Origin of the sequence: Leclercia pneumoniae, assembly GCF_017348915.1 — a bacterium.
Lineage (GTDB): Bacteria > Pseudomonadota > Gammaproteobacteria > Enterobacterales > Enterobacteriaceae > Enterobacter > Enterobacter pneumoniae.
The window spans coordinates 1,928,883-1,954,632 of sequence record NZ_CP071383.1; the positions used below are offsets into that span (position 1 = coordinate 1,928,883).

The 25,750-nt window shown below is 55.5% G+C and carries 27 protein-coding genes; 8 read left to right on the top strand and 19 right to left on the bottom strand.

The window, feature by feature from the left end:
- Nucleotides 1-79: 79 nt before the first annotated feature.
- Entirely contained in the window at nt 80-598 is a 519-nt protein-coding gene (sodC, locus tag JZ655_RS09300) for a superoxide dismutase [Cu-Zn] SodC (protein WP_040075913.1), read from the top strand.
- Here the strand turns inward: sodC and JZ655_RS09305 are convergent.
- From JZ655_RS09305 to JZ655_RS09315, 3 genes are read right to left on the bottom strand one after another with little or no spacing between them, the layout of a single operon-like run.
- Nucleotides 577-2,610 (bottom strand): FUSC family protein, encoded by a 2,034-nt coding sequence (locus JZ655_RS09305; RefSeq protein ID WP_207293631.1) that lies wholly within the window; start codon nt 2,608-2,610, stop codon nt 577-579. The two genes, sodC and JZ655_RS09305, sit on opposite strands and share 22 nt — an antisense overlap.
- Nucleotides 2,607-3,467, bottom strand: a complete 861-nt coding sequence (locus JZ655_RS09310; RefSeq protein ID WP_207293632.1) for an efflux RND transporter periplasmic adaptor subunit — start codon at nt 3,465-3,467, stop codon at nt 2,607-2,609. The genes JZ655_RS09305 and JZ655_RS09310 overlap by 4 nt, the downstream gene beginning before the upstream one ends.
- A gap of 5 nt (nt 3,468-3,472) precedes the next feature.
- On the bottom strand, nt 3,473-3,709 hold the full coding sequence (locus JZ655_RS09315) for a DUF1656 domain-containing protein (RefSeq protein WP_412098735.1): 237 nt from the start codon (nt 3,707-3,709) through the stop codon (nt 3,473-3,475).
- 186 nt (nt 3,710-3,895) lie between these two features.
- Here JZ655_RS09315 and slyA point away from each other — a divergent pair, with 186 nt between their 5' ends.
- Nucleotides 3,896-4,336 carry a transcriptional regulator SlyA gene (slyA, locus tag JZ655_RS09320; protein ID WP_281064310.1) on the top strand — a complete coding sequence of 147 codons (441 nt, stop codon included), beginning with the start codon at nt 3,896-3,898 and terminating at the stop codon, nt 4,334-4,336.
- 69 nt (nt 4,337-4,405) lie between these two features.
- On the opposite strand, the gene slyB is transcribed toward slyA, so the two are convergent.
- The gene (gene slyB / locus JZ655_RS09325) at nt 4,406-4,873 is read right to left on the bottom strand and encodes an outer membrane lipoprotein SlyB (RefSeq protein ID WP_046885978.1); all 468 of its coding nucleotides are present in this window, start codon (nt 4,871-4,873) and stop codon (nt 4,406-4,408) included.
- A 285-nt stretch (nt 4,874-5,158) separates the two neighbouring features.
- Here slyB and anmK point away from each other — a divergent pair, with 285 nt between their 5' ends.
- The 5 genes from anmK (at nt 5,159) to pdxY (ending at nt 9,741) form a co-directional block, all read left to right on the top strand.
- A complete protein-coding gene (gene anmK, locus JZ655_RS09330) occupies nt 5,159-6,283 on the top strand; it encodes an anhydro-N-acetylmuramic acid kinase (RefSeq protein WP_040075908.1) in 1,125 nt (374 codons plus the stop codon).
- A gap of 93 nt (nt 6,284-6,376) precedes the next feature.
- Nucleotides 6,377-6,700: a C-type lysozyme inhibitor gene (mliC, locus tag JZ655_RS09335; RefSeq protein ID WP_040075907.1), complete on the top strand. Its 324-nt coding sequence runs from the start codon at nt 6,377-6,379 to the stop codon at nt 6,698-6,700.
- A 57-nt stretch (nt 6,701-6,757) separates the two neighbouring features.
- Nucleotides 6,758-7,414: a pyridoxamine 5'-phosphate oxidase gene (gene pdxH, locus JZ655_RS09340; protein ID WP_046885980.1), complete on the top strand. Its 657-nt coding sequence runs from the start codon at nt 6,758-6,760 to the stop codon at nt 7,412-7,414.
- 125 nt (nt 7,415-7,539) lie between these two features.
- Nucleotides 7,540-8,814 (top strand): tyrosine--tRNA ligase, encoded by a 1,275-nt coding sequence (tyrS, locus tag JZ655_RS09345; protein WP_040075905.1) that lies wholly within the window; start codon nt 7,540-7,542, stop codon nt 8,812-8,814.
- Nucleotides 8,815-8,880: 66 nt separating this feature from the next.
- Nucleotides 8,881-9,741, top strand: a complete 861-nt coding sequence (pdxY, locus tag JZ655_RS09350; protein ID WP_207293634.1) for a pyridoxal kinase PdxY — start codon at nt 8,881-8,883, stop codon at nt 9,739-9,741.
- Between the two features lie 35 nt (nt 9,742-9,776).
- On the opposite strand, the gene gstA is transcribed toward pdxY, so the two are convergent.
- From gstA to blr, 12 genes are all read right to left on the bottom strand, one after another.
- Nucleotides 9,777-10,382 (bottom strand): glutathione transferase GstA, encoded by a 606-nt coding sequence (gene gstA / locus JZ655_RS09355; protein WP_040075902.1) that lies wholly within the window; start codon nt 10,380-10,382, stop codon nt 9,777-9,779.
- A gap of 108 nt (nt 10,383-10,490) precedes the next feature.
- Nucleotides 10,491-11,999, bottom strand: a complete 1,509-nt coding sequence (gene dtpA, locus JZ655_RS09360) for a dipeptide/tripeptide permease DtpA (protein WP_046885982.1) — start codon at nt 11,997-11,999, stop codon at nt 10,491-10,493.
- 618 nt (nt 12,000-12,617) lie between these two features.
- The gene (nth, locus tag JZ655_RS09365; protein WP_046885983.1) at nt 12,618-13,253 is read right to left on the bottom strand and encodes an endonuclease III; all 636 of its coding nucleotides are present in this window, start codon (nt 13,251-13,253) and stop codon (nt 12,618-12,620) included.
- Complete coding sequence (locus tag JZ655_RS09370) at nt 13,253-13,942, bottom strand: electron transport complex subunit E (RefSeq protein ID WP_207293635.1); 690 nt, start codon at nt 13,940-13,942, stop codon at nt 13,253-13,255. The genes nth and JZ655_RS09370 overlap by 1 nt, the downstream gene beginning before the upstream one ends.
- A 2-nt stretch (nt 13,943-13,944) precedes the next feature.
- Nucleotides 13,945-14,565, bottom strand: coding sequence for an electron transport complex subunit RsxG (gene rsxG, locus JZ655_RS09375; protein ID WP_207293636.1), 621 nt, complete (start codon nt 14,563-14,565; stop codon nt 13,945-13,947).
- Nucleotides 14,566-14,575: 10 nt separating this feature from the next.
- Nucleotides 14,576-15,625 carry an electron transport complex subunit RsxD gene (rsxD, locus tag JZ655_RS09380; RefSeq protein ID WP_207293637.1) on the bottom strand — a complete coding sequence of 350 codons (1,050 nt, stop codon included), beginning with the start codon at nt 15,623-15,625 and terminating at the stop codon, nt 14,576-14,578.
- Nucleotides 15,626-17,827: an electron transport complex subunit RsxC gene (gene rsxC, locus JZ655_RS09385; RefSeq protein ID WP_207293638.1), complete on the bottom strand. Its 2,202-nt coding sequence runs from the start codon at nt 17,825-17,827 to the stop codon at nt 15,626-15,628.
- The gene (rsxB, locus tag JZ655_RS09390; RefSeq protein WP_207293639.1) at nt 17,820-18,395 is read right to left on the bottom strand and encodes an electron transport complex subunit RsxB; all 576 of its coding nucleotides are present in this window, start codon (nt 18,393-18,395) and stop codon (nt 17,820-17,822) included. The genes rsxC and rsxB overlap by 8 nt, the downstream gene beginning before the upstream one ends.
- The gene (gene rsxA / locus JZ655_RS09395; RefSeq protein ID WP_046887210.1) at nt 18,395-18,976 is read right to left on the bottom strand and encodes an electron transport complex subunit RsxA; all 582 of its coding nucleotides are present in this window, start codon (nt 18,974-18,976) and stop codon (nt 18,395-18,397) included. Before rsxA ends, rsxB begins: the two co-directional genes overlap by 1 nt.
- Before the next feature lie 76 nt (nt 18,977-19,052).
- On the bottom strand, nt 19,053-19,493 hold the full coding sequence (locus JZ655_RS09400; protein ID WP_040075890.1) for a DUF2569 domain-containing protein: 441 nt from the start codon (nt 19,491-19,493) through the stop codon (nt 19,053-19,055).
- A gap of 84 nt (nt 19,494-19,577) precedes the next feature.
- A complete protein-coding gene (gene ydgT / locus JZ655_RS09405) occupies nt 19,578-19,793 on the bottom strand; it encodes a transcription modulator YdgT (RefSeq protein ID WP_040078505.1) in 216 nt (71 codons plus the stop codon).
- 230 nt (nt 19,794-20,023) lie between these two features.
- Nucleotides 20,024-20,152: a division septum protein Blr gene (blr, locus tag JZ655_RS09410; RefSeq protein ID WP_172657838.1), complete on the bottom strand. Its 129-nt coding sequence runs from the start codon at nt 20,150-20,152 to the stop codon at nt 20,024-20,026.
- 246 nt (nt 20,153-20,398) lie between these two features.
- On the opposite strand from blr, the gene JZ655_RS09415 reads away from it, so the two are divergent.
- Nucleotides 20,399-21,439 carry an oxidoreductase gene (locus JZ655_RS09415; protein WP_207293640.1) on the top strand — a complete coding sequence of 347 codons (1,041 nt, stop codon included), beginning with the start codon at nt 20,399-20,401 and terminating at the stop codon, nt 21,437-21,439.
- A 72-nt stretch (nt 21,440-21,511) separates the two neighbouring features.
- Here the strand turns inward: JZ655_RS09415 and add are convergent, their stop codons facing one another.
- The 3 genes from add to malX all read right to left on the bottom strand — a co-directional run bounded on the left by add (nt 21,512) and on the right by malX (nt 25,677).
- Nucleotides 21,512-22,513, bottom strand: a complete 1,002-nt coding sequence (gene add / locus JZ655_RS09420) for an adenosine deaminase (RefSeq protein ID WP_207293641.1) — start codon at nt 22,511-22,513, stop codon at nt 21,512-21,514.
- 347 nt (nt 22,514-22,860) lie between these two features.
- Nucleotides 22,861-24,036: a MalY/PatB family protein gene (locus tag JZ655_RS09425; RefSeq protein ID WP_207293642.1), complete on the bottom strand. Its 1,176-nt coding sequence runs from the start codon at nt 24,034-24,036 to the stop codon at nt 22,861-22,863.
- A gap of 48 nt (nt 24,037-24,084) precedes the next feature.
- The gene (gene malX / locus JZ655_RS09430) at nt 24,085-25,677 is read right to left on the bottom strand and encodes a maltose/glucose-specific PTS transporter subunit IIBC (protein WP_207293643.1); all 1,593 of its coding nucleotides are present in this window, start codon (nt 25,675-25,677) and stop codon (nt 24,085-24,087) included.
- Between the last annotated feature and the right edge of the window lie 73 nt (nt 25,678-25,750).

The window sequence follows — 25,750 nt, forward strand, 5'->3', positions numbered from 1 at the left end:
CTCTATTTATCTGACTTTCCGGTGAAATCCTTGCCCCTCGTATAAACTTAAGGGGCAAAAAATAACCTGAGGAGGTCATATGAAGCGTTTTACTCTGGCAATATTGGCGCTGGTGGTCAGCGCAGGAGCGCAAGCCGCCAGCGACGAAGTTGAGATGAACCTTGTCACACCTCAGGGGGTAGGTCAGTCAATCGGTACGGTGACCATCACCGAAACGGATAAAGGGCTGGAATTTACCCCCGCGCTTAACGCCCTTCCTCCGGGCGAGCATGGCTTCCACGTTCACGCGAAAGGCTCCTGCCAGCCAGCGATGAAAGAGGGAAAACCGTCGGCGGCTGAAGCGGCGGGGGGACACCTTGATCCACACCAGAGCGGTAAGCACGAAGGGCCAGACGGTATGGGGCACCTTGGCGATCTGCCGGTATTGGTCGTGAACAACGACGGTAAAGCCACGGACGCGGTGGTGGCCCCTCGACTGAAAAAACTGGATGAGGTGAAAGGCAAAGCGCTGATGATCCACGTGGGGGGTGACAATATGTCCGATCAGCCGAAACCTCTCGGCGGCGGCGGCGCGCGTTACGCCTGCGGCGTCATTTGATCCCCCAGCGTCCCCGGCGCGGGAGCATGCTCGAGCTGGGATAATGAGCAGTGTAGACGCCAGACCAGCGCAGCCAGATCCTGCGCCGCCGGCTGCGGATGGCGCGCCAGCGTATCGCAGATACGCTGCAACTCGTTAAGCGTGGTGGAGAGCGGACGTTGCTGCACACCGCGTTCGCTCATCACATCCCGCAGAAGTGAAATACAGACATCACGCACCTGGGAGAGTGGGTCAGACCGTGTCTCCCAGCTGCGTAATTGCCATACCACATGCGAACAGTTGAGTAACACTACCCCCCAGCGCAGCAGCCAGCGACGCGCCTGCGCATCCTGACTGGTATTAAGCTGACTGACATGATGATAAACCAGCGACTCATAACCATTCTCATCCCGCTGAGGCCTGCGGCTGAGCTGGTCGACAAACCCACGCCGCAATTCACGAATATGACGACGGCTTTTACGCGCGTCAGAGCCCGGGCGTAATACTGCAAACGCCAGCCAGACCAGCCCGACGCCCAGGATTTTAGCCAGATCGTCATTTAAGAAATCGGCAAAGTCATAGGTCGGTGGATTGGTCACCGCTATAAAAGAACCCATAAAAACGATCAACTGCCCCCAAAGTCCCGCCAGTTTCGGCATCTGTAGCTTGAGAAGCTGCATCGTAGTGAGCAAGGGGAAGAGGAACAGCAGGAACTGCCAGAGGTCGCTTATTTGCACCATCAGCCCGAACTTCACCACAAAGCTGAACAGCGAGAGCAAGATCAGCGTGCGCAGCAGCAGGTTGAGCGATTTAAACGGCGAGGGTGAAACTGAGTACAGTACGCTGCTGATGGCGGCCAGGGTCAGCGCGGCAGCACCGGCGTCCCACTGCGTAGCAATAGTCCAGGCGCCGATTAGCGTTAGTGCGCAGAAGGTACGAAAACCGCTCCACAACGCTTCGAGGTTATCAGTGTGCCGGGCCAGCGCCGGGCTGCGCGGTACGTTAAAGGTGGTAATGGGTGTCGCCGCTTCCAGCATGGCAATCCAGCGGCTACTCCGCAGGTAGAGTCGGCTAAACCAGAGGAGTCGCTGCCAGAAGGCGTGATGACGATAATCTTGCCCCTCTTGCGGTTTTAGCGGTGCGATAATACGCGCCACGGTATAGAAATCGGTCTCCGGACGGCTCAGCGCCTCCAGCAGCTGTTGTATGACCGGCTGGATCGTCTCAGGCGGATCGGGCCAGTTGAGCAGCATGCGGCGAAGACTGGAGATTGCGCTGGTCATTCGCAACTGCTGATGGAGCAAATAGTTGAGCAGGGCGTTTTGACGGCGAAAACGGTAGTGGCTCCAGAAGGCCTGAATGCGCAGTAAATTGGTGGTCAGGATCTGGGCGATGACTTTTTCGTGTGCAAGACGGATTGCATCGTTGGTGTCAGGTTGCCAGAGCAGCCTGGCATGCTCCAGCAGTCGGGCGTGCATATTTTGTAGAGCAGTAATGAGTGCCGTCCCGTCGGAGGTACTGGGCAGGATCATCATCATCAGACCACCGCAGAGTATGCCGAGCATGACTTCGCATACCCGCGCCTGCGCCATATCCCATAACTCCGTGGTATCAAGAATGTTGATGACCGGAAAGGCGATGATGGCCGCCGTATAGCCTGCAAGTTGAAAAGCATAGGCGACGTTATTGGTGAAGTGGGCGCAGGCCCAGGTACAGACCCCAAGCCAGGTCGCCATACAGAATAAAAACAGCCACGGATCGTTCAGCGTGTGTCCGGCAATAATCAGCGCGGCGGTCGCACCTAACAGACTGCCCGCCACGCGGCCCAGGCTTTTACTTATGACACCGCCGACGGTAGGGAAGCTGACCACTGCCGCAGAGGTCATCGCCCAGTAAGGTTCATCCAGATTCAGGTAATAGGCGCAGGTCAATGCCAGACACATAGCAATCCCGTTGCGCAGCGCGTAGCGCCACTGCCCAGGGGTCGCCTTGAGCCACGGCGTGTTACGCCAGCTGAACGTAGAGAGTGTCACCGGGCTGTTCCGATAGAGACGCTACAGGTGGTGCCGGAGACCAACGTCAGATCCCTGGGCAGCTCGTCGAACTCGATACGCACCGGAATACGCTGAGCCAGCCGTACCCAGGGGATATTCGGCTTCACGTCCGGTACCAGCCCCGAGTCGGTCTCCACGCTCTGATCAAAGATGGCACGGCCAATGCTGCCGACGTGACCCTGTAACGTCACACCGCCGCTATAGAGGGTAATTTGAGCCGGGGCGCCAGTACGGATATGGCGTAGCTTGGTCTCTTCAAAATATCCCACCACGTAAAACGAGTGGCTGTCCACCAGGGCGAACAGCGGCTGGCCGGTGGTGGCGTAATCGCCGGTGCGGGTGGAGAGGTTGGTTACCCAGCCATCCACCGGGGCTTTAACCACCGTCTGCGTCAACTGCCACTCGGCCTGTTTTAGCGTCGCTTCAGCGACTTTTACGCTTGCCTGCATCGCCTTCACGTTGATATTGGCGGTATCCAGATCTTCTGCCGAAATGTAGTTATGTGACAGGTGGCGGCGACGATTCGCTTCATTGTTGGCTTTGGCGAGATCGGACTGGGCTTTCGCCAGCTGCGCCTGCGCATTCAGCACCGCGATATGATAGGGGGTCTCGTCAATTTGAAACAACACGTCGCCGCTGTGGACAAGTTGATTGTCTTTCACCTTTAAGGCCGTAATCGCACCGGAAACCTGCGGGGTAATGCTGACCTGCTCGGCGCGGATCTTGCCGTCCCGGGTCCACGGCGACTGCATGTAGTAATTCCACACCCACCATCCGGCGACCAGGGCCAACGCAAGCACGGCTAAACTGGAAAAATATTTGAGCGTTTTTAACATGGTTGTCACCAGAGAGTCAGGATAACCAGCGCCAGGCAGACGCAGAGCACGAACAGCGAGAGATCCATGAGCATCGGATGCCAGATTTCACCGGCGTAGATCCAGTCGCGCAGCAAACGGTGGACCAGTAGCCAGAGGAAGAAGCCGGGGATTACCGCTTTAAATAACGGAGGGAAATAAATGGATGCACCCACGATGAGATCCTGAAGCGGTAGCCCCGCGGCGAGAGATGTGATTTTCACCAGCTCGTTCCTTTGCAATTGAAAATTGGCCATAACGACCCAGCCTGACGCGCGACGGCCTCAGAACTTGAGTGTAAATCATGGTGTCATCAAGGATGTAGGACGTATTGCATTTGTTTTGGCAATATAAATGCTGCACACTATTCTAAAATCAGTATAATAACTTAGCAAGCTAATTATAAGGAGATGAAATTGGAATCGCCATTAGGTTCTGATCTGGCAAGGTTAGTACGCATCTGGCGTGCTCTGATTGACCATCGCCTGAAACCTCTGGAACTGACGCAGACACACTGGGTAACGCTGCATAACATTCATCAGCTGCCTCCCGACCAGTCGCAGATTCAACTGGCAAAAGCGATAGGCATTGAGCAGCCATCTCTGGTTCGTACGCTCGATCAACTGGAAGAGAAGGGACTAATCTCCCGTCAAACCTGTGCCAGCGATCGACGTGCCAAACGCATCAAGCTGACAGAAAAGGCTGCGCCTATCATCACTGAGATGGAAGCGGTCATCAGCAAGACGCGTGGCGAGATCCTTTCGGGTATCTCACCGGCGGAACTGGAACAGCTGATTGTGTTGATTTCTCGCCTTGAGCAGAATATCAACGAGCTTCAGTCCCGCGGCTAACCTGCCATACATTAAAAAAGCCTTGCTGATGCAAGGCTTTTTTTTACTTAGCGCTGCTGATATTCACGGTTAGCGTGGGGAGACGGTCACCTGGCTGCCATTGCTGGCCAGCACGACACGCTGCCCGGCGGCGAATCTGGTTGCCCCTTGTTTCTGCACTACCATGATGGTGCTACCGTCATCTTTACGAATCTCAAGCTCTACGCCCTGAGATTTGTTCATTGCACCCTGGACACCCTGGCCCGCTACACCACCGGCAACGGCACCTGCCGCTGTTGCAAGGCTGCGACCGGCGCCCCCGCCAACGGTGTTACCCAGGAAACCACCCAATACCGCACCGCCAAGTGCACCAATAACGTTGCTTTCGTCTCCACCCTGGATTTGTACCGGGCGAGCGTTAACAACGGTTCCGTAGGTGACATTCTGAACTTGTTTCGCTTCAGAAGCACTGTAGACATCCCCTGAGAGGGAACTGTCGTTGACACAGCCTGCCAGTGTAAACCCTACAAGGGAAACAGCCAGTACACGTAAAATCATTTGAATCTCCTGTTCACCAAAAACGCTCAAAGAGCATCCGTTATGGCTAAATTATAAGGCATTGGCTGCCATAGATCATATTCTTGCGTAAACACCAGCAGAATGGTACTGGATTTTGACGTAACGAAAGATAAACGGCTTAAAAAATGGGCACAATTCTGGCGCTGAAAAATGAGAATATCGCTCGGCTGGCGCGGGAGTGTTAAAAAGTATTATCCCGCCATAGCATTGCCCCGGCGTTTATGATGGAGTGGGCCACTCCCCCACGCGAATAAAGGAAAGCGTATGAAATCGGGTCGTTACATCGGCGTTATGTCAGGAACCAGTCTCGACGGTGTGGATGTTGTTCTCGCGGCAATCGATGAGAATATGGTGGCACAACAGGCCAGCCTCAGTTGGCCTATCCCCCCCGAACTCAAACAGGCCATTCTCGACATCTGTCAGGGCCAACAGTTGACGCTCTCCCAGTTGGGACAGCTGGATACCCGTCTGGGGCAGCTGTTTGCCGAGGCGGTACAGGCGCTGCTGGACCAGGAGAATCTGCGCCCACAGGATGTGGTCGCCATTGGCTGTCATGGCCAGACCGTCTGGCATGAACCGACCGGCGATGCCCCGCATACCCTGCAAATTGGCGATAACAATCAGATTGTGGCCCGAACCGGCGTGACGGTGGTGGGCGATTTTCGCCGCCGTGACATTGCGTTAGGCGGGCAGGGTGCACCGCTGGTGCCCGCCTTTCATCAGGCGCTGCTCACGCATCCCACTGAACGGCGAATGGTGCTGAATATTGGCGGGATCGCCAACCTCTCATTGCTAATCCCTGGCCAGCCGGTTCGGGGTTACGATACCGGGCCAGGCAATATGCTGATGGATGCCTGGATTTGGCGACAGATGGGCAAACCCTATGACAAGGACGCGCAGTGGGCCCGTAGCGGGAAGGTGATCCTCCCCCTCCTGCAGAATCTCCTGAGCGATCCCTATTTTGCCGCACCGGCACCGAAAAGCACCGGGCGCGAATATTTCAATTACGGCTGGCTTGAGCGCCACCTCGTCACCTTCCCGGGACTGGCAGCGGAGGATGTCCAGGCGACGCTGGTCGAACTCACGGCGGTATCTATTGCCGAACAGGTTCTGCTCAGCGGCGGCTGCGAACGTCTGCTGGTCTGCGGTGGCGGCAGCCGAAACCCACTGGTAATGGCTCGTCTGGCCGCGTTACTGCCGGGTACCGAAGTCACCACAACCGATGAAGCGGGTATCAGTGGGGACGATATGGAGGCGCTGGCATTTGCCTGGCTGGCCTGGCGTACCGTGGCGGGGTTACCAGGGAATTTGCCCTCTGTGACCGGTGCGCGTGAAGCAAGCGTGCTGGGAGCGGTCTATCCCGCTAACCCCCGGCAAAATCAGAGTTAACTGAAATTCGCCTTACCAGGCAGGCAGTACACTAAGGGCATGTGGGAGGGTGATTTCACCCTCCAGGACCAGGAAAGTCTTTGGAACAGATCCATGAAAAAACTGCTGCTTGTGATTGCCCCTCTCTTACTCTCCGGCTGTAGCTACTACAACCAGTTTGTCGAACGTATGCAGACAGACAAACTGGAGTACCAGTGCGATGAGAAACCGATCACCGTCAATCTCAATAACCCGCGCCAGGAAGTGAGCTTCGTCTATGACAACAAACTGCTGAACCTGAAGCAGGGGATCTCTGCCTCCGGGGCGCGCTATACCGATGGGGTCTATGTCTTCTGGTCTAAGGGAGACACGGCCACAATTTATAAGCGCGATCGCATCGTCATGAACAACTGCCAGCTGCAGAATCCGAAGCGTTGAGATTTTCAAAGGGGCGGCGCACAATAGCGCCACCCACTTCTTATCTCAGATAACGCCATGTCAGATAACGATCACTTGCAGCAAATTGCGCATCTGCGCCGTGAATACACCAAAGGGGGGCTGCGCCGTCAGGACCTGCCTGCTGAACCGCTGGTGCTGTTTGAACGCTGGTTGAAACAGGCCTGCGAAGCGAAACTGGCCGATCCCACGGCCATGGTTGTCGCGACCGTTGATGAAAATGGCCAGCCCTATCAGCGCATCGTATTGCTCAAGCACTTTGATGAGAAAGGTCTGGTGTTTTATACCAACCTCGGCAGCCGCAAAGCCCACCATCTGGAGAACAATCCGCGTATCAGCCTGCTTTTCCCTTGGCATATGCTGGAGCGTCAGGTCATGGTGACCGGCAAAGTGGAACGTCTGTCTACGCTCGAGGTGGTGAAATATTTCCATAGTCGCCCACGTGATAGCCAGATAGGTGCCTGGGTCTCTAAGCAGTCAAGCCGCATCTCCGCACGTGGCGTGCTGGAGAGTAAATTCCTCGAACTGAAGCAAAAGTTTCAGCAGGGCGAAGTGCCGCTTCCCAGTTTCTGGGGCGGATTCCGTATCCCCATCGATCAGATGGAGTTCTGGCAGGGCGGTGAACACCGTCTTCACGATCGCTTTTTATACCAGCGCGATAATGGCGGCTGGAAAATCGACCGTCTGGCTCCGTAATCCCCGAAATTTGTTGTGTTAAGCGCTAGCGCATGCCGCGCTTGCGCTTTATTCTATGTCTCTTTCGCGTCTGGCGAAAAGTCGTGTACCGACAGAGGTGCAGTCGATTATTAATGGAGCATTTGATGGCAAGCAGTAACTTGATTAAACAATTGCAAGAGCGGGGCCTGGTGGCTCAGGTGACGGATGAAGAAGCGTTAGCTTCGCTGCTGGCGCAAGGTCCCATCGCGCTCTATTGCGGCTTCGATCCCACCGCTGACAGCTTGCATTTGGGGCATCTTGTTCCTTTGTTATGCCTGAAACGCTTCCAGCAGGCAGGCCATAAGCCTGTCGCGCTGGTGGGTGGCGCAACCGGTCTGATTGGTGACCCAAGCTTTAAAGCCGCCGAGCGTAAACTGAACACCGAAGATACCGTGCAGGAGTGGGTGGATAAAATCCGCAAACAGGTTGCACCGTTCCTCGACTTTAACTGTGGCGATAACTCTGCGATTGCTGCTAACAACTACGACTGGTTTGGCGGCATGAACGTGCTGACCTTCCTGCGTGATATCGGCAAGCACTTCTCTGTAAATCAGATGATTAACAAAGAAGCGGTGAAGCAGCGTTTGAATCGTGACGATCAGGGCATCTCCTTTACCGAGTTCTCCTATAACCTTTTGCAGGGTTATGACTTTGCCTGTCTGAACAAGCTGCACGGCGTGTCGCTGCAGATTGGCGGCTCCGATCAGTGGGGTAACATTACCTCCGGCATCGACCTGACTCGCCGTCTGCATCAGAACCAGGTCTTCGGTCTGACCGTTCCGCTGATCACCAAAGCCGATGGTACCAAGTTTGGTAAAACCGAAGGCGGCGCGGTATGGCTTGATCCGAAGAAGACTAGCCCGTACAAGTTCTACCAGTTCTGGATTAACACCGCGGATGCCGATGTTTATCGCTTCCTGAAATTCTTCACCTTTATGGACATTGAAGTCATCAACGCCCTGGAAGAAGAAGATAAAAACAGCGGTAAAGCCCCACGCGCGCAATATGTGCTGGCGGATGAAGTGACCAAACTGGTACACGGTGAAGAGGGGCTGGCTGCGGCAAAACGCATTACCGCCAGCCTCTTCAACGGCACCCTGAGCGATCTGAGCGAGGCTGACTTCGAGCAGCTGGCGCAGGATGGCGTACCTATGGTTGAGATGGAAAAGGGCGCAGACCTGATGCAGGCGCTGGTTGATTCAGAGCTGCAGCCGTCGCGTGGTCAGGCACGTAAAACCATCGCCTCCAATGCCATCACGATCAATGGCGAAAAACAGGCCGATCCGGAATATACCTTCGTTGAGGGCGATCGCCTCTACGGCCGCTACACGCTGCTGCGTCGCGGGAAGAAAAATTACTGTCTGGTCTGCTGGAAGTAATAATTAGTACACAGGGGCGTGGGAAACCACGCCCCTTTATTTTTTCAGGGTTGTGGTAAGTAAAACATGAAGAACATCCTCGCCATCCAGTCCCACGTCGTGTTTGGCCATGCGGGTAACAGCGCCGCAGAGTTTCCAATGCGTCGCCTTGGCGCCAACGTCTGGCCTTTAAACACCGTCCAGTTTTCTAACCATACGCAGTACGGTAAATGGGCTGGCTGCGTCATGCCGCCGTCGCACTTGACCGAGATTGTGCAGGGGATCGCTGAGATAGATAAACTTAAAACCTGCGACGCGGTGTTAAGCGGCTATCTGGGCTCGGCGGAGCAGGGCGAGCACATTCTGGGTATTGTGCGCCAGGTGAAGGCGGCAAACCCCGGTGCGAAGTATTTCTGCGACCCGGTGATGGGCCATCCGGAGAAGGGCTGCATTGTGGCGCCGGGCGTGGCGGAGTTTCACGTGCGCCATGCACTGCCGGCCAGCGATATCATTGCCCCCAATCTCGTGGAGCTGGAAATTCTTTGCGAGCATCCGGTGACAAACGTTGAAGAAGCGGTCGCCGCCTCGCGGGAGTTGATCGCTCAGGGGCCTGAAATCGTGCTGGTAAAACATCTGGCACGCGCGGGTTTAAGTCAGGATCGCTTTGAAATGTTGTTGGTTACCAAAGACGAAGCCTGGCACATCAGCCGTCCGCTGGTGGATTTTGGGGTACGCCAGCCGGTGGGCGTCGGCGATGTGACCAGCGGTCTGCTGCTGGTGAAGCTGCTCCAGGGGGCAAGCCTGCGTGAGGCTCTGGAGCACGTTACCGCAGCGGTGTACGAGATCATGGTCGCTACGAAGGGGATGCAGGAGTACGAACTGCAGGTGGTTGCGGCGCAGGAACGCATTGCCCAGCCAGAGCACTATTTCAGCGCGACACAGCTTTAAAAGATGCCGGGCGGCATTGCGCCGCCCGGTGACGCTTAGTTCAGCCCTTCAGCCTGCAGCGCAGCTGCCACCGTCGGACGTGCCGCCACGCGATCCATATAGGACGCGATATGGCCCAGACCTTCCATATTCAGTTTAACCGCACGTGCCCAGCGCAGTACGGTAAACAGATAGGCATCGGCAATCGTAAAGCGCTGGCCGCAAATCCACTGGTCATCCTTCAGGGAGTCGTTCACGTACTGCAGTTTTTTCTCCAGCAGCGCGCGGACGGTCGGTTTGTACTCTTCAGGCGTATCCGGGCGGAAGAGCGGCGTAAAGCCTTTATGCAGCTCGGTAGCGATGTAGTTCATCCACTCCAGCGTCTTGTAGCGCGCGACGCTGCCAGTAGGGGCCAGCAGCTGGCGATCCGGCACGGCGTCAGCCAGGAACTGCATGATGGCGACCCCTTCAGTCAGCAGCGTGCCATCATCAAGCAGTAGCGCAGGAACCTGTCCCTTCGGGTTAATTGCGAGAAAATCATCGCCGTTTTCCAGGCGTTTCTTCATCAGGTCAACGCCGTTTAGCGTGTAATCTTTACCGCTCTCTTGCAGCGTGATATGTGACGCAAGCGAACAGGCACCCGGTTTGTAGAACAGTTTCATCGGTAACTCCTTTTGGCTAAGGTTATCGCTATGTTAGTGCGCCGCCAGATAAAAAAAAAGCCGCTAACGCACAGTTAGCGGCTTCTCTTCAGTCGTTTCCCGATGACATTACGCGGTCGCGGTGCTGCTCGCTTTCGCCGTCGTGTCGTCGTCCTGAGTCATACGGTTCAGTTTCGGGGCCGTCAGCAGCATCAGCGCTGCGATAACGGCGGTCACAATACCAATCTGCAGGAACACGGAGCCATAAACATTCAGGGAGAGCAGCGGATCGGTCACGTTTTCCGGTACCGCCATCAGGGAGGCAATTTTACCTGCAATGATCGCTGCGCCCGCGGTGGTCAGGAACCAGCTACCCATAATGAAGCCCATCAGACGCTGCGGCACCAGTTGAGCAACCATTGCCAGACCGAGACCGGAGATCATCAGCTCGCCGACAGACTGCAGCGCGTAGCTCAGGATCAGCCAGTTAACAGAGACAATACCCGCATCACTGGCGAATTTCGCACCCAGCGGCAGCACCAGGAAGGCGCCCGAGCACAGCACCATACCGATAGCGAATTTGTGCGGCATTGGCAGACGGTCACCCATCTTGTTGTAAATCGCCGCCAGAATCGGGCTACCGACCATGATCCAGAATGGGTTCAGCGCCTGGAACTGCTCCGGCTCGAACGCGATACCGAGGATAGAGTGCTCAACGTTACGAATGGCGAAGAAGTTCAGTGAAGTCGGCATCTGGCTGTAAAGCACGAAGAAGGCAATGGCTTCAACCATCAGAATGAAGGCCACAATCATCTTACGACGTGCAGCACCCTGCATAGAGAAGGCTTCTTTACCGAAGATAATCACAATACCCAGTGCAACCACGCCCAGAACCGCACGCGCGATGCCCTGGTTGTGCAGCAGCCAGGTGGCAATGGCAACCAGTACAACCACACCTACGATGGTTGCCAGCAATTTACCCATCTGCACAGGAGCGAAGTCCGGTTTAGAACCGTACTCTTTAACCCAGCTGCGGCAGAACAGGAAGTTCACCACGGTGATCAGCAGCCCGACGAAGCTCAGGGCAAATGCCACGCTCCAGCCGAATTTTGCCGCCAGCCACGGGGTCGCCAGCATGGAGAAGAAGGAGCCGATATTGATGGACATATAGTACATGGTGAATGCACCGTCCAGACGCGGATCGTCTTTGTTATAGCAGGTAGAGAGCAGTGAGGACGGGTTCGCTTTAAACAGGCCGTTACCCACGGCAATCGTCGCCATCCCTAAATAGACCACACCTGCATCGTGGCCGGACCAGGCGACCAGGCCATAGCCGATTGCCAGAACGATGGCACCCAGCAAAATAACACGTTTGGTACCTAGGACTTTATCGCCCAGCCAGCCGCCAATCGCGACCAGGCCATATACCAGCGCACTGAAAGAAGAGAACAGCGTGATGGAATCGGCTTCTGACATACCCAGCTGTTTAACCAGGTAAACCGCCATGATCCCTTGCAGGCCGTAGAAACCAAAACGCTCCCATAACTCGATAGAGAAGATGAGATAGAACGATTTAGGTTGTTTGAAAGCGTTAAGACTTACGCTCTCTTCCGCTGGTTTATTGTTTGCAGTAGACACATATACCTCTTTTTTTACATCCCATATTAACGGGGGTGTTCATAGCGTGATGTCTAAAAAACCATCCGCTTTATAGTTATAGTGGGAGGGGAAACGGCGGGTAATGTTCACTATCCTGACCCATCTGGCAATACATTTGTAATGGTCTGTTACATTTAACTAAGCCGATACAATACGCCAGAAACCTAAATGTTATTTAGCGTTAAATTTCATCCATTAGGTTTTACTGGATTTTTTCACTACCAGGGCGGGGAGAGAATGGGCTTATGGCGATATGTTCTGCTGTTTGGTTGTTTGAGTAGTGATATGGGCTATGTTCTGAAAATTAGCTGGTCAGATATGTTGAATGGGCGGTTGTATCACCTGCGCGCGGAAGGGGTTACCCGTCTTTTATACACAAAAAACTAACATCGCGTTATCAGGGTGATCGCGATCACAGAGTTATAGAAATTTTCGCTGACAAAAAAACAATTAACCTGTCTTTCCGTTAATGCGCCCTATGAAATCACTGCGCGTTGGCAAAGCAAGAGCAGGATCGACGTATAAAAAGCGAACAGACAGGTTGGGTTTCAAAGGCTTGCTGTTGCCAGGGGTAATAATGAACCGTCGGACGACGGTTCAGGCGTAGACTTTCTCTTTATATTCGCAGAGATCTTCAATGATGCACGAGCCACAACGTGGTTTGCGCGCAATACAGGTATAACGCCCGTGAAGGATGAGCCAGTGATGGCAATCCACTTTAAACGAGGCAGGGACCACTTTCAGAAGCTTCTCTTCAACCTGCTCGACATTTTTCCCGGGGGCGAACTGGGTGCGGTTGCAGACGCGAAAGATATGGGTATCTACTGCGATTGTCGGCCATCCGAACGCCGTGTTTAATACCACGTTCGCCGTTTTGCGCCCCACGCCAGGTAACGCCTCCAGGGCTGCGCGATCTTCCGGTACCTCGCTACCGTGCTGTTCAACGAGGATCCGGCAGGTTTTGATCACGTTTTCCGCTTTGCTATTAAAGAGGCCAATCGTTTTGATGTACTGCTTTACGCCATCCACGCCCAGCGCCAGCATCGCTTCCGGGGTATTTGCCACCGGATAGAGTAGCGCGGTGGCCTTGTTGACGCTGACGTCCGTCGCCTGGGCTGAGAGCAGCACAGCAATCAGCAGTTCGAAAGGCGAAGTAAACTTCAGCTCCGTCGTAGGGTGCGGATTTTCATCGTGCAGGCGTTGCAGAATCGCAATACGCTTCTCTTTGTTCATCAGGCTTTCCCGGCCGCGCCATCTTCAACGCTTACGCTGCGGGCTGCCGCACGACGTTTGCGTTTCTCATCAATCAGGTATTTCACCGCCAGCATCATGCCAAGGCCGATAAAGGCACCAGGTGGCAACATTGCCAGCAGGAACGGGGTATCGGTGTGGAAGACTTCGATGCGTAGCGCCTTCGCCCAGCCGCCCAGCAGTGCATCTGCACCGTCAAAGAGCGTTCCGTTACCCAGAATTTCACGCATCGAACCGAGCACAAACATGGCGCAGGTGGCGCCCATGCCAATAGAAAAGCCGTCCAGCGCAGAGATGGCCGGGTCGTTTTTCACCGCAAAGGCTTCCGCACGGCCTACTACGATGCAGTTGGTTACGATAAGCGGAATAAAGATCCCCAGAGACTGATACAGACCAAAGGCATAAGCGTTGATCAGCATCTGCACCACGCTTACCACCGAGGCGATAATCATGACGTAGATTGGAATACGAATTTCCGATGGCGTCCAGCGACGCAGGGCTGAGATAGAGAAGTTGGTCAGGGTTAACACCAGCGTGGTTGCCAGCCCCAGACCCACCGCATTGGTCGCTGTGGATGTCACCGCCAGCAGGGGACACATCCCCAGCAGCTGTACCAATGCCGAGTTGTTCTTCCAGAGACCCTGGACGATTACCTCTTTAACCTGGCTCATGATTACTCCTCACAGGCCGGAAGATTGTTGAGTTGCGCAGGCAGCGTTTCCGCATAAAGCCCTGCACGTTTCACCGCGTTGACCACGGCGCGTGGCGTAATGGTGGCGCCGGTAAATTGATCAATCTCGCCGCCATCTTTCTTAACGGCAAAGGCGGTATCATTATCACCGTTAATCACCTTGCCCGCGAACTGCAAAATCCAGTCGCTCAGACGGACTTCAATTTTATCCCCAAGGCCTGGCGTCTCATGATGTTCGGTCACGCGGGTGCCAAGAACGGTACCCGCAAAGTCGGCCCCGACAAGCAGTTGAATAGAACCGGAGTAGCCGTCCGGAGCTGTCGCTTCCATGACTGCCCCAACCGGAGTATCGCCTTTACGGGCAATAAAAACGCGATGGTTCCCTTTCCCCAACTGCGGCGCCTGAACGATAAAGCAGCTTTGCTGCAGATCATTATCATAGACCTCTGACGGGATCACCTGATCGAACAGCGCTTTTTGCTGACGGGCAGCCTGCTGATCGATAGTCGGTTTGGTCAGCTCATTCACCAGCGCGGTGAGCCCGGTCAGGGCCGCGGCGAAAATCGCCAGGGTCACGCCGTGTTTCTGCATGGTTTTCAGCATGGCGGTTCCCTTAGCGATGGCCGTAAACGCGCGGACGCGTGTAGTAGTCAATTAACGGTACGGTGATGTTTGCCAGTAGCACGGCAAAAGCAACACCGTCCGGATAGCCCCCAAAGGAGCGAATCAGCCACACCAGCAGGCCTGCCAGCGCGCCAAAAATCAGACGTCCCCGATTGGTGGTAGAGGCGGTGACGGGGTCGGTGAGGATAAAGAACGCGCCGAGCATGGTGGCACCGGAGAGCAGGTGGATCTGCGGGCTTGCCAGCGATTCGGGAGAGAAGAGCCAACCGAGCGTCGCACATACCGCCAGCGTGACAATAAAGCTCACCGGGATATGCCAGCGAATCGCCTTTTGTTGCAGCAGAAATACGCCGCCCAACAGATAGGCCAGGTTGACCCACTGCCAGCCCGCACCTGCCAGCACGCCGCTGTAAATCGGGTACTGCAAAATTTGCTCGACGGGATGCCCGGCGTGCAATGAGGTTTTAAAGGTATCCAGCGGTGTGGCCTGGCTAATGCCATCTACGCCCATCCGGAGGCTGTCCATATCTCCGCTGGCGCTGTGGCCGGTGAAGATCACCTGAAGAGCATCCATAAAGCCCGGTACGGTGGCAGCTATTTCATGGGGGGGTAGCCAACTGGTCATCTGAACCGGGAAGGAGATCAGCAAGACGACATAGCCAATCATCGCGGGATTGAAGGGGTTATGCCCCAGCCCGCCATACAGCTGCTTGGCGATAATCACGGCGAAAACGCTGCCCAGTATCACAATCCACCACGGGGCGAAAGGCGGAATACTGATCGCCAACAGCAGGCCGGTGAGCAGGGCGGAGTTATCGGCGACAATCTTGCTGACCGGCATCTTGCGCAATTTGAGCACCAGCGCTTCAGCGGCGAGGGCGCTGATACAGCCGAGGAGTATCTGGAAGAGCGTTCCCCAGCCAAAGAACCAGAGCTGAACGGCAATGCCGGGTAGTGCCGCCAGGCAGACCAGCATCATGATGCGTGAGGTCTGGCGCTGGTTATGGGTATAGGGGGAACTTGCGATTCTAAAAACCATTTAATCCTCGTTTACTGCTTGCTGTGCGGCTTTTTTTGCCTGTACGCGCGCAATAGCGGCCGAGATGGCGGCTTTGCGCGGGTCGTCGTTGGCGGCCTGTTCTTCTTGTTGCGCTTCTTTACGGGCTTTAGCGCGGGCGATAGCAGCCTCAACGGCGGCTTTACGCGGGTCAACGGGCTCCGCCGGGGCGGCTTCCTGCGCCTCGGTCTTGCGGGCTTTGGCACGGGCGATGGCAGCCTCAACGGCGGCTTTGCGTGGGTCCAAGGGCTCTGCTGGCGCGTCGACCGGGGTTTCCTCGGCCTGGGCTTTACGGGCCTTGGCTCGGGCGATGGCGGCCTCGACGGCGGCTTTGCGCGGGTCAACCGGCTCTGCCGGGGCGTCGACCGGAGTTTCCTCGGCCTGTGCTTTACGGGCTTTAGCGCGAGCTATAGCCGCCTCTACGGCAGCTTTACGCGGATCCACGGTTGCTGAGGAGACCTCATCATGATCTTCCGCTTTACGCATCTCCGCCTGCGCAATCGCCTCTTCGACCGCCTCGACGGATGGATCAATTTTCGGATCGTGAAGCTCGGCGGTTTTCTCAGCCTGACGCGCGCGGGCCTGGGCTTTACGCGCTTCCCGTGCGGCAATCGCTTCGCTGTTATCCGGACGGGTGCCGGACTGAATCACCACCTCTTCGGTGGCGTTGGCATTTTTCTCACGTACGCGCGCCAGCGCCGCCTTGATAGCATCCTGATCTTTCGCTGCAGGCTGCACCGCAGCCTGCTTGTGACGTGCCTGTCGCGCCTCTTTTTCACGCTCAAGACGAGCCTGACGGGCTTCAAAACGGGCTTTTGCTTCTGCAGCCCGTTTCTCTTCCATCGAAATGGCATAAATTTCAGCCTTCTCGACGCGGAAATACTGCACCAGCGGAATATTACTTGGGCAGACCCAGGCGCACGCGCCGCACTCAATGCAGTCGGCCAGATTGTGCGCTTTGGCTTTATCGTGCAATTGACCTTTGCTGTACCAGTAGAGCTGCTGGGGCAGCAGATCCGCCGGACAAGCATCGGCACAGGCGCTACAACGGATGCAGCCTTTCTCTTCCTGCTCCTCGCCCATCTCGCTGGCCGAGGGAGCCAGCAGGCAGTTCGTAATTTTTACGACCGGGACGTCCAGCCAGGGCAGGGTAAAGCCCATCAGCGGGCCACCCATAATCACCATCTGCTCAGGGCCTGGACAGAAACCTGCCTGCTCAAGCAGATGGCGAATTGGGGTACCCAGGCGCGCCCAGACGTTACCCGGACGTGAAACGGATTCACCAGTCAGGGTCACGACACGTTCGGTCAGCGGCTCGCCGTCAATCACCGCGCGTTTAACCGCATAGGCGGTACCGACGTTTTGCATCAGCACGCCGATATCCGACGAACGACCGCCGTGAGGAACCTGCTTGCCGGTTAAAATCTGGGTGAGCTGCTTCGCACCGCCAGAGGGGTATTTCGTGGGGATCACCCGCAGGCTGATATCATGGCTGCCCGCCAGCACCGCACGCAGCATGGAGATGGCCTGCGGTTTATTATCTTCAATGCCAATCAGCACTTCGCGTGGCTGTAACACGTGCGCCAGAATGCGGATACCTTCCACAACCTGCGCTGCGCAGTCCTGCATCAGACGGTCATCGGCGGTGATATAAGGCTCGCACTCGGCGGCATTGATAATTAAGGTTTCAATCTTATCGCCACCGCCACGCAGTTTGGTGCCAGTAGGGAAACCCGCCCCGCCAAGGCCAGCCACGCCGAACTGGTGGATACGCTCAATCAGCGCCTCGCGGCTTTGGCTGCGATAATCACTCCAGCCCTCGCGCTCACACCACCGATCTTCGCCATCGGCTTCAATCACGACGCACAGTTCAGATAAGGCGGAAGGGTGGGGGACGGTATGAGGCGCGATGGCCACCACCTGACCTGACGTTGGCGCATGTACCGGCAACATCCGGCCACGACCAAAGGTCAGCGGCTGGCCGCGCAGTACAGTATCACCCGGCTTCACGCACAGTTCACCCTCAGCACCAATGTGCTGTTTAAGCGGGATGATAAAACGCGTTGCCAGCGGAATCTGACGCAGCGGCGTACCGCTGGACTGGTTTTTCATCTCCGGCGGATGAATACCGCCATCGAAATCCCAGATCTTCTCTTTTCTGAAGGCAGAAAATAACTTAAGCATGGTGTTCCACAGGAATAATACGAACCGGAATGGTTTGAAGATCCCATTTCCAGCTGTCAGTCGTAGGGCTGACCGGACGCAGCTCAATACATTGCGTTGGACACGGCGCAACGCAGAGATTACAGCCGGTGCACAGATCTTCAACCACGGTGTGCATGGCGCGGGTGGCGCCGATGATGGCATCTACCGGACAGGCCTGAATACATTTGGTGCAGCCGATGCAGTTTGGCTCATCAATAACCGCCAGCATACGCACGGGCTCAGCGGCCTCTTCGCCGTCGGTCGGCTGGGGATCGACGTTAAGCAGCTCAGCGATTTTGAGCATTACCGCTTCGCCGCCAGGGGCGCAACGGTTTATTTTCTCTCCGCCGTTACCGACCGCTTCGGCATAAGGGCGGCAGCCGGGGTAGCCGCACTGCCCACACTGGCTCTGCGGCAGTAGTTCATCAATTTTTTCAACAACGGGATCATCCTCGACCGCAAAGCGGCGGGAGGCATATCCAAGAATGAGGCCAAACACCAGACCCAGCATGCTGAGCGAGGCGATGGCGATCCAGATTGCATTCATTACAACTTCACCAGACCACTGAAGCCCATAAAGGCCAGAGACATCAGTCCTGCGGTCACCAGCGCGATGGCGTTACCACGAAACGGCGCCGGAACATCGGCCGCAACCATGCGTTCACGGATGGCGGCAAACAGTACCATCACCAGCGAGAAGCCAACCGCTGCAGAAAAACCATACAGCGCGGACTGCATAAAATTATGCCCAAGATTGATATTGAGCAGCGCCACGCCAAGCACCGCACAGTTAGTGGTGATTAAAGGCAGGAAGATGCCGAGCAGGCGATAGAGCGCCGGGCTGGTTTTACGCACCACCATTTCGGTGAACTGCACCACTACGGCAATGACCAGGATAAATGCCAGGGTGCGAAGATAGGTCAGACCCAGAGGAATCAGGATCCAGTTATCGATCCACCAGGCGCAGATAGAGGCGAGGGTCATGACGAAGGTGGTTGCCAGCCCCATTCCCATCGCGGTTTCGAGCTTTTTGGAAACGCCCATAAACGGGCACAGGCCGAGAAACTTCACCAGGACGAAGTTATTCACCAGCACTGTGCCGACAAAAAGCAGTAAGTAGTCAGTCATTATTCAGCCTGAAATAAAAAAGCCGCCTATTATCGGACAAAGCCCGGTAAGCGACAACAGGATAACTGTAAGGTTATTACGGGTTCACAAAGGTCTGCTTCACGCGTACAGAGCGCTTAAAGTAGGGAACGAAGAGCGCCGTAACCAGTAGCGGGAAGAGCAGTTGACGAACGGCCAGCGCATCAGAAACCGGCGAGAAAGCGAAGGCTTTCACCGCTAATAACACCGCAACCAGCAGCCAGATAATATAGTGTTTTGGTACGCATTGACGTCGCTTAAAGAAGGCGATAGTCAGCCACAGGGTGTAGTACCACATGGCGATGGCGAAACCGAAGGAAATAAACCACATCACTTTATTACTGGTATTTTGCGCACTGAGGGTCTCGAGAGCATGCGGCGTAATTAAAGCGGTTGAATAAAGCACCAGCGCCAGCGATGCGCTTAATAGTGCCACCAGCAACCAGGCGAGAGGGGCAAGTAACCAGCCTCCAATTCTTTCTCCAGCGGTTGTGGTCATGGTATCTCCCGAAAGTTAGCGCGAAATCGTAGGCAGAATAGCCGGGGCAAGATTATATAACATTTCGCGCTAATGGCTACTTTCTTATTGTACGAAGCGCCAGACGGACTTTGGCACCTCGCCGATATTAAACAAACGCCCACCGGAGACCAGTTCTGCGCGGCGATGATCGGCGGCGCGGTACATACTAATAATGTCCTGATTATCTGTAAGGGTGTAGTTCAGGTGATCAAACAATTTTTCCAGACTTTCAAGAGAATTGATCTTACGAAATTTTAATAAATAGTCCTGAACTGTCATTTTAATAAGTTTCCATTTAAGAGTTAGTAATACCAGCAGGGTAATTCGTTCGAATAATAAACGGATAAAAAAAGAGGTAAACAAATTGCACAGCGCACCATGCACAATTAAGAGTTTTCTTTGCCGATGAAGTCAGGCGTCGACCGACGCCTGGGGAAGAAGATTAGCGCTGTTCATCATCGCTGGCAATAAGCAACTGACATCATATGTCACCCTTTTTTAGGAGGGCGTTACTTATGCGGCGCCTCGCTGGTTACGGGGACGGGAGGCTGATAGTTATCAATATGGCTGGCGACACCCAGCAGGATCACAGAGACCCCCAGGACAATCCATCCCGTTAACTCAATAATTCGATTAATAATTGACGTCATCATCGTTGATATTTGTTTTATCCATAAATACAGGGGCTAAATTTTACAGCGCAGTACGCGTGGCGGCAAGCGCTTTGCGGACTGGGTTTGTGATGGTAAACAGTAGGTTATAATTTGATATAAGATTTTACTTATTTAAGGCGCGCCGGGGCTGCCTCCCCTTCGGTATTAATTTATTGTGAGGGCAGGAGAGATCGTGTGAAATAGAAGGGTCATAAGATGAGAGGCAACGTCATGAGCGATAAAATCCGCGTTGGATTAATAGGTTATGGTTACGCCAGTAAAACGTTCCACGCCCCCCTGATTGCGGGAACGGCAGGAATGGAGCTGGCGACAATATCAAGTAGTGATGCCACGAAAGTTCATGCGGACTGGCCAACCGTCCCGGTGGTTTCTGAGCCGAAGCAACTCTTCAACGACCCCAATATCGATTTAATCGTTATACCTACCCCCAATGATACACACTTCCCCCTGGCGAAAGCGGCACTCGAAGCGGGCAAACATGTCGTGGTCGATAAACCGTTTACCGTGACGTTGTCACAGGCCCGCGAGCTGGACGCGCTGGCGAAAAGCCTGGGACGTTTACTGTCGGTCTTTCACAACCGTCGCTGGGATAGCGATTTCCTGACGGTAAAAGCGTTGATTGCCGAGGGTGCGCTGGGCGAAGTCGCTTTCTTTGAATCACATTTTGACCGCTTCCGTCCGCAAGTGCGCGACCGCTGGCGTGAACAGGCAGTGCCGGGCAGCGGCATCTGGTACGATTTGGCACCCCATCTGCTGGATCAGGCGGTCAACCTGTTTGGCCTGCCGGTCAGCTTGTCGGTGGACCTGGCCCAGTTGCGCCCTGGCGCGCAGGCGACGGACTATTTCCATGCGGTTCTGAGCTATCCCCAGCGTCGCGTTGTACTGCACGGCACCATGCTGGCGGCGGCGGAATCGGCGCGCTATATCGTGCACGGTACCCGGGGTAGCTATGTGAAATACGGCCTCGACCCGCAGGAAGATCGCCTGAAGAATGGTGAGCGTCTGCCGCAGGAAGACTGGGGTTATGACATGCGTGATGGCGTGCTAACCCGTGTGGAAGGTGAAGAACGCGTCGAAGAGACCTGGCTGACGCTGCCGGGGAACTATCCGGCGTACTACGCGGGGATCCGCGATGCCCTGAACGGCGACGGCGAAAACCCGGTACCGGCCAGCCAGGCGATTCAGATTATGGAGCTGATCGAGCTCGGTATTGAGTCGGCGAAGCATCGCGCAGCATTGAATCTCACTTGATAGCCTGTCCTCTGGCGGTGGCTATGCCGCCAGGGACGACAACGCTAAACCCGCCAGGCGGCGGGGAATCACTCAGCCGTTCTGCACGCGGGCAATCAGCGCCGTTTTTTCTGCCTGGCTGAGGAACGCAATATCCAGTCCGTTAATCTGCGCCTGGCGGATCTGCTCCCGGCTAAGCCCCGCTTGCGGTGCTGCTACGTTGTACTCATGAATGATATCCACGCCCTGAACCGCCGGGTCGTCAGTGTTAATCGAGGCCAGTACGCCCTGTTCCAGGAAGGTTTTCAGCGGATGCTGTGCCAAAGACGGCACGGTGCTGGTCTGGATATTGGAGGTCAGGCAGGATTCGATGCCAATGCGCTGCTCGGCAAGGAACGCCATCAGCGCGGGGTCTTCTACGGCTTTCACCCCGTGACCGATCCGCTCAGCGCCCAGCTCACGAATCGCTTGCCAGATACTTTCAGGGCCTGCGGCTTCGCCCGCATGAACGGTAATGTGCCAGCCCGCATCACGCGCCCGGTTAAAGTGGGACAGGAAGAGGCTACCCGGGAAGCCCAGCTCGTCACCGGCAAGATCGATTGCCGTGATCTGATCGCGATGGGCAAGCAGCGCTTCCAGCTCTTGCAGGCAGGCGGACTCACCGAAGGTGCGGCTCATAATGCCAATTAAACGCGCCTCTACCGGAAACGCGTTGCAGCCTTCACGTACCCCGGCGATAACCGCTTCTACCACACCGGCTACCGGCAGTTGGTGGGTCATAGCCATATACCCCGGCGAGAATCGCAGCTCCACATAATGCAGACCATTGCGCGCGGCATCTTCAATATTTTCAAATGCGACGCGGCGACAAGCATCCAGCGAGGCGAGCACTTTCACCCCCCAGTCCAGCTTGCTAAGGAAACTCACCAAATCCGGTTCGTTTTGAGTCACCTGAACGTGCGGAATTAGCGCCTCAAGCGACTGGGCGGGCAGGGTCAAATTAAACTGGCGGCCAAGGTCGAGGATAGTCTGGGCGCGAATATTGCCATCAAGGTGACGATGGATGTCGGTTAAAGGCAGGCGGGTATCAATCATGGACGCACTCTTATTTAGGTGAAGTGCAGGTCATTATACAACAGGTCAATAATGTATTTAAAATGCTGCGTTAACCCGCAGGTAAAAAGGTTGCTGCGGGGGAAGCGTACCGCAGGAGCAGTTTCTTTCGCTATCCAGCGGACCGGCAGCGCAGCGTATACCCGCTATAAACACGCAGGGTCACTAACACCCCATGGGCCACTCGCGAACCGCCGCCGTTAAGCGGAAAGACTGGCGCATCATCACAATAATGCCATTAACTAATTGATATAATGAATAAATGTCGACGCGGTGCGACAGAAAAGCAAGCGCCCCGGTTACGACCAGGGCGCGGCTCAGGTAGGGTATCACTCGTTTAAGGCATAAATACCGGCAATTAAGCGCGCCACCCCTTGTTCCAGTTTGCTGCGTGGACAACCCGCATTAAGGCGCACAAAGCCAACCCCCTCCTGACCATAGGTATAGCCGGGCATTATCGCTACCTTTTGTTGCTCAATCAGCACTTTCTGCAGCGCTTTGTCGTCAATATCGAGCGGGCGAAGATCGATCCAGGCGAGGTAAGAAGCTTGCGGCGGCTGCCAGTTCAACTGCGGGAAAGCGTGGTTAAGCGTCGTGGCGACGAAGCGCAGATTCTCTTCAAGATAGTGGCGAAGGGCATCCAGCCAGGGTTCGCCCTGCTGATAGGCGGCGATGTGGGCAACCAGCGCCAGCACCGACGGTGATGACAATCCATCCCGGCCTTTGAGCGCATCCAGATAAGCCGCCCGGGTCGCCTCATCCCCAATCAGACCATACGCCCCCGTGAGCGCCGGAATATTAAAGCTCTTGGAGCCCGAGGTGAGTAACGCCCATGGCCCCTGCGCCACTGCGCTCCAGGGAGTATGTTGATGGCCGCTCCAGACCATATCCATATGAATTTCGTCGCTAATCACCGCCACGTTGTGGCGTGCGCAGAGCTGGGCCATCCGGGTCAGTTCTTCCCGGGACCAGACTTTCCCCGTCGGGTTTTGCGGGCTGCACAGCAGTAAAATTTTGTTCTGCGGTTGCGCCAGAGCATGCTCCAGAGCCGTCATATCGCACTGCCAGCCCTCAGCATCCCTGTGCAGGGGGAGGGCGACAACCTGGCGTCCATTTCCTTCAATTGCTTTGTAAAACGCATCGTAGGCGGGGGTATGAACCACGATGCCGTCGCCGGGCTGCGACCACTGACGAATCAGTTCCGAGACCATATAGATAACCGACGGGCCATAAACCAGGGCCTCGGTGTCAATTGCGCAGTGAAAACGCTGGCGGAACCAGTGGGCCACGGCGGCAAGAAACTCAGCATTCTTCCAGCGGCTATAGCCAAATACGGCGTGGTCAATTCGCTGATGCAGCGCGTCGATAATGCAGGGGGCGGTGGCGAAATCCATATCGGAGATGGTAAACGGCAGCAGATCGGCAGCACCGAAGCGGTCTGCCACATAATCCCACTGGGTACACCAGGTGCCGTGGCGATCCACGACGGTGGAAAAATCAAACATTTTTCGTCCTTAATGAAAAAGCCCCCTTCTGCAGAAGGGGGCGAGACGTCAGGCTTCTACCGTTCGCATCAGCGTCGCCAGCTCATCTTTTACTGACTGTACCTGTGGGCCAATGACTACCTGAAGGTTGTGCTGATTCAGCTGCACGACGCCGATGGCGCGGTTTGCCTTCAGGGCGTTGGTGTCTACCAGGGACATATCCTTAACCGACAGACGCAGGCGGGTAATGCAGTTATCCAGCGAAGTAATGTTATCAGCGCCGCCCAGCGCCGCCAGAATAGCCGGGGTATTATAGCCCGATTTACCGGTCACGCCGGCCACGGCCTGCTCAACGGCAGCCGCGGTATCGATATCGCGGCCCGGCGTCTTCAGGTTAAAGCGGGTGATGGCGAAGCGGAAAATGGCGTAATAGACCACAAACCAGATCGCGGCCACCACTGGTACCAGATACCATTTGGTCGACAGACCATGCAGGATTCCAAACACCACAAAATCGATAACGTTGCCGTCGGTATTGCCGATAGTCACGCCCAGCACCGCCATGGTAGTAAAACCAATCCCGGTCAGTACGGCGTGGATAAGGTAAAGCACCGGGGCGACGAACAGGAACAGGAATTCGATTGGCTCGGTAGTGCCGCCGACTACGCAGGCAATTACGCCGGAGATCAGCAAGCCCTTAATTTTATGGCGGTTCTCAGGGCGAGCGCAGTGGTACATCGCCAGCGCTGCACCTGGCAGGCCGCCGAGGAAAGCGGGCATTTTGCCCTGCGATAAGAAACGGGTGGCGCTTTCAGAGAAGCCGTGGGTGGTCGGGCAGCTCAGCTGCGCCTGGAAGATGGTCAGCGCCCCGCTTACGGAGTTGCCACATACGTCCATGGTGCCGCCGGCTTCGGTGAAGCGGATGAGCGCCACCAGAATATGCTGTAAACCAAAGGGCAATAGCAGACGCTCGCCGGTACCGAAAATCATCGGTCCAAAGTCGCCCGCGCTGTTGATGATGTGACCGATGCCGGTAATACCCAGCGCAAATACGGGCCAGATCAACGAGATCACCAGACCAAACAGCCCCATCACCAGGGTAGTGATGATGGGGACAAAACGGGTGCCGCCGAAGAAAGCCAGCGCATCGGGCAGGCGGATATTGTGGAAACGCTCATGCAGTAACCAGATAATGACCCCTGCGATCACCGCCCCGAGGATACCGGTATCAATGGACTGAATGCCAATCACGTTCTGGATATTGTTGGCCTTCAGGATGGCGGCATCGGTCGTTGGCAGGATACCTTTCGCCGTCAGCCAGAAGTTGACAGCGAGGTTCATCACCGCATAACCAACGAAACCGGCAAACGCGGCCACGCCTTTATTTTCGCGCGCCAGGCCCAGCGGGATAGCGATACAAAACATGACGGGCAGGAAGCTAAACGCAAAAGAACCGAGCTTGCTCATCCAGACGAAAATGGCCTTCAGCACCGGGTTGCCCAGCACCGGGATCAGACTGATTACGTCGTGACTGCTTAATGAACTGCCGATACCGAGCATAATCCCACAGAAGGAGAGCAGGGCAACGGGCAGCATGAAGGTCTTTCCTAACTGCTGGAAAAATTCCCATAGCGAGACTTTTTGTGTTGTTTTCGTCGTCATCAAACGACTCCTTTATTGTTAAAATCAGTGTAGCGGCTTCGATGCTGCGAAAAGATAAAACGTTTTATCAAGA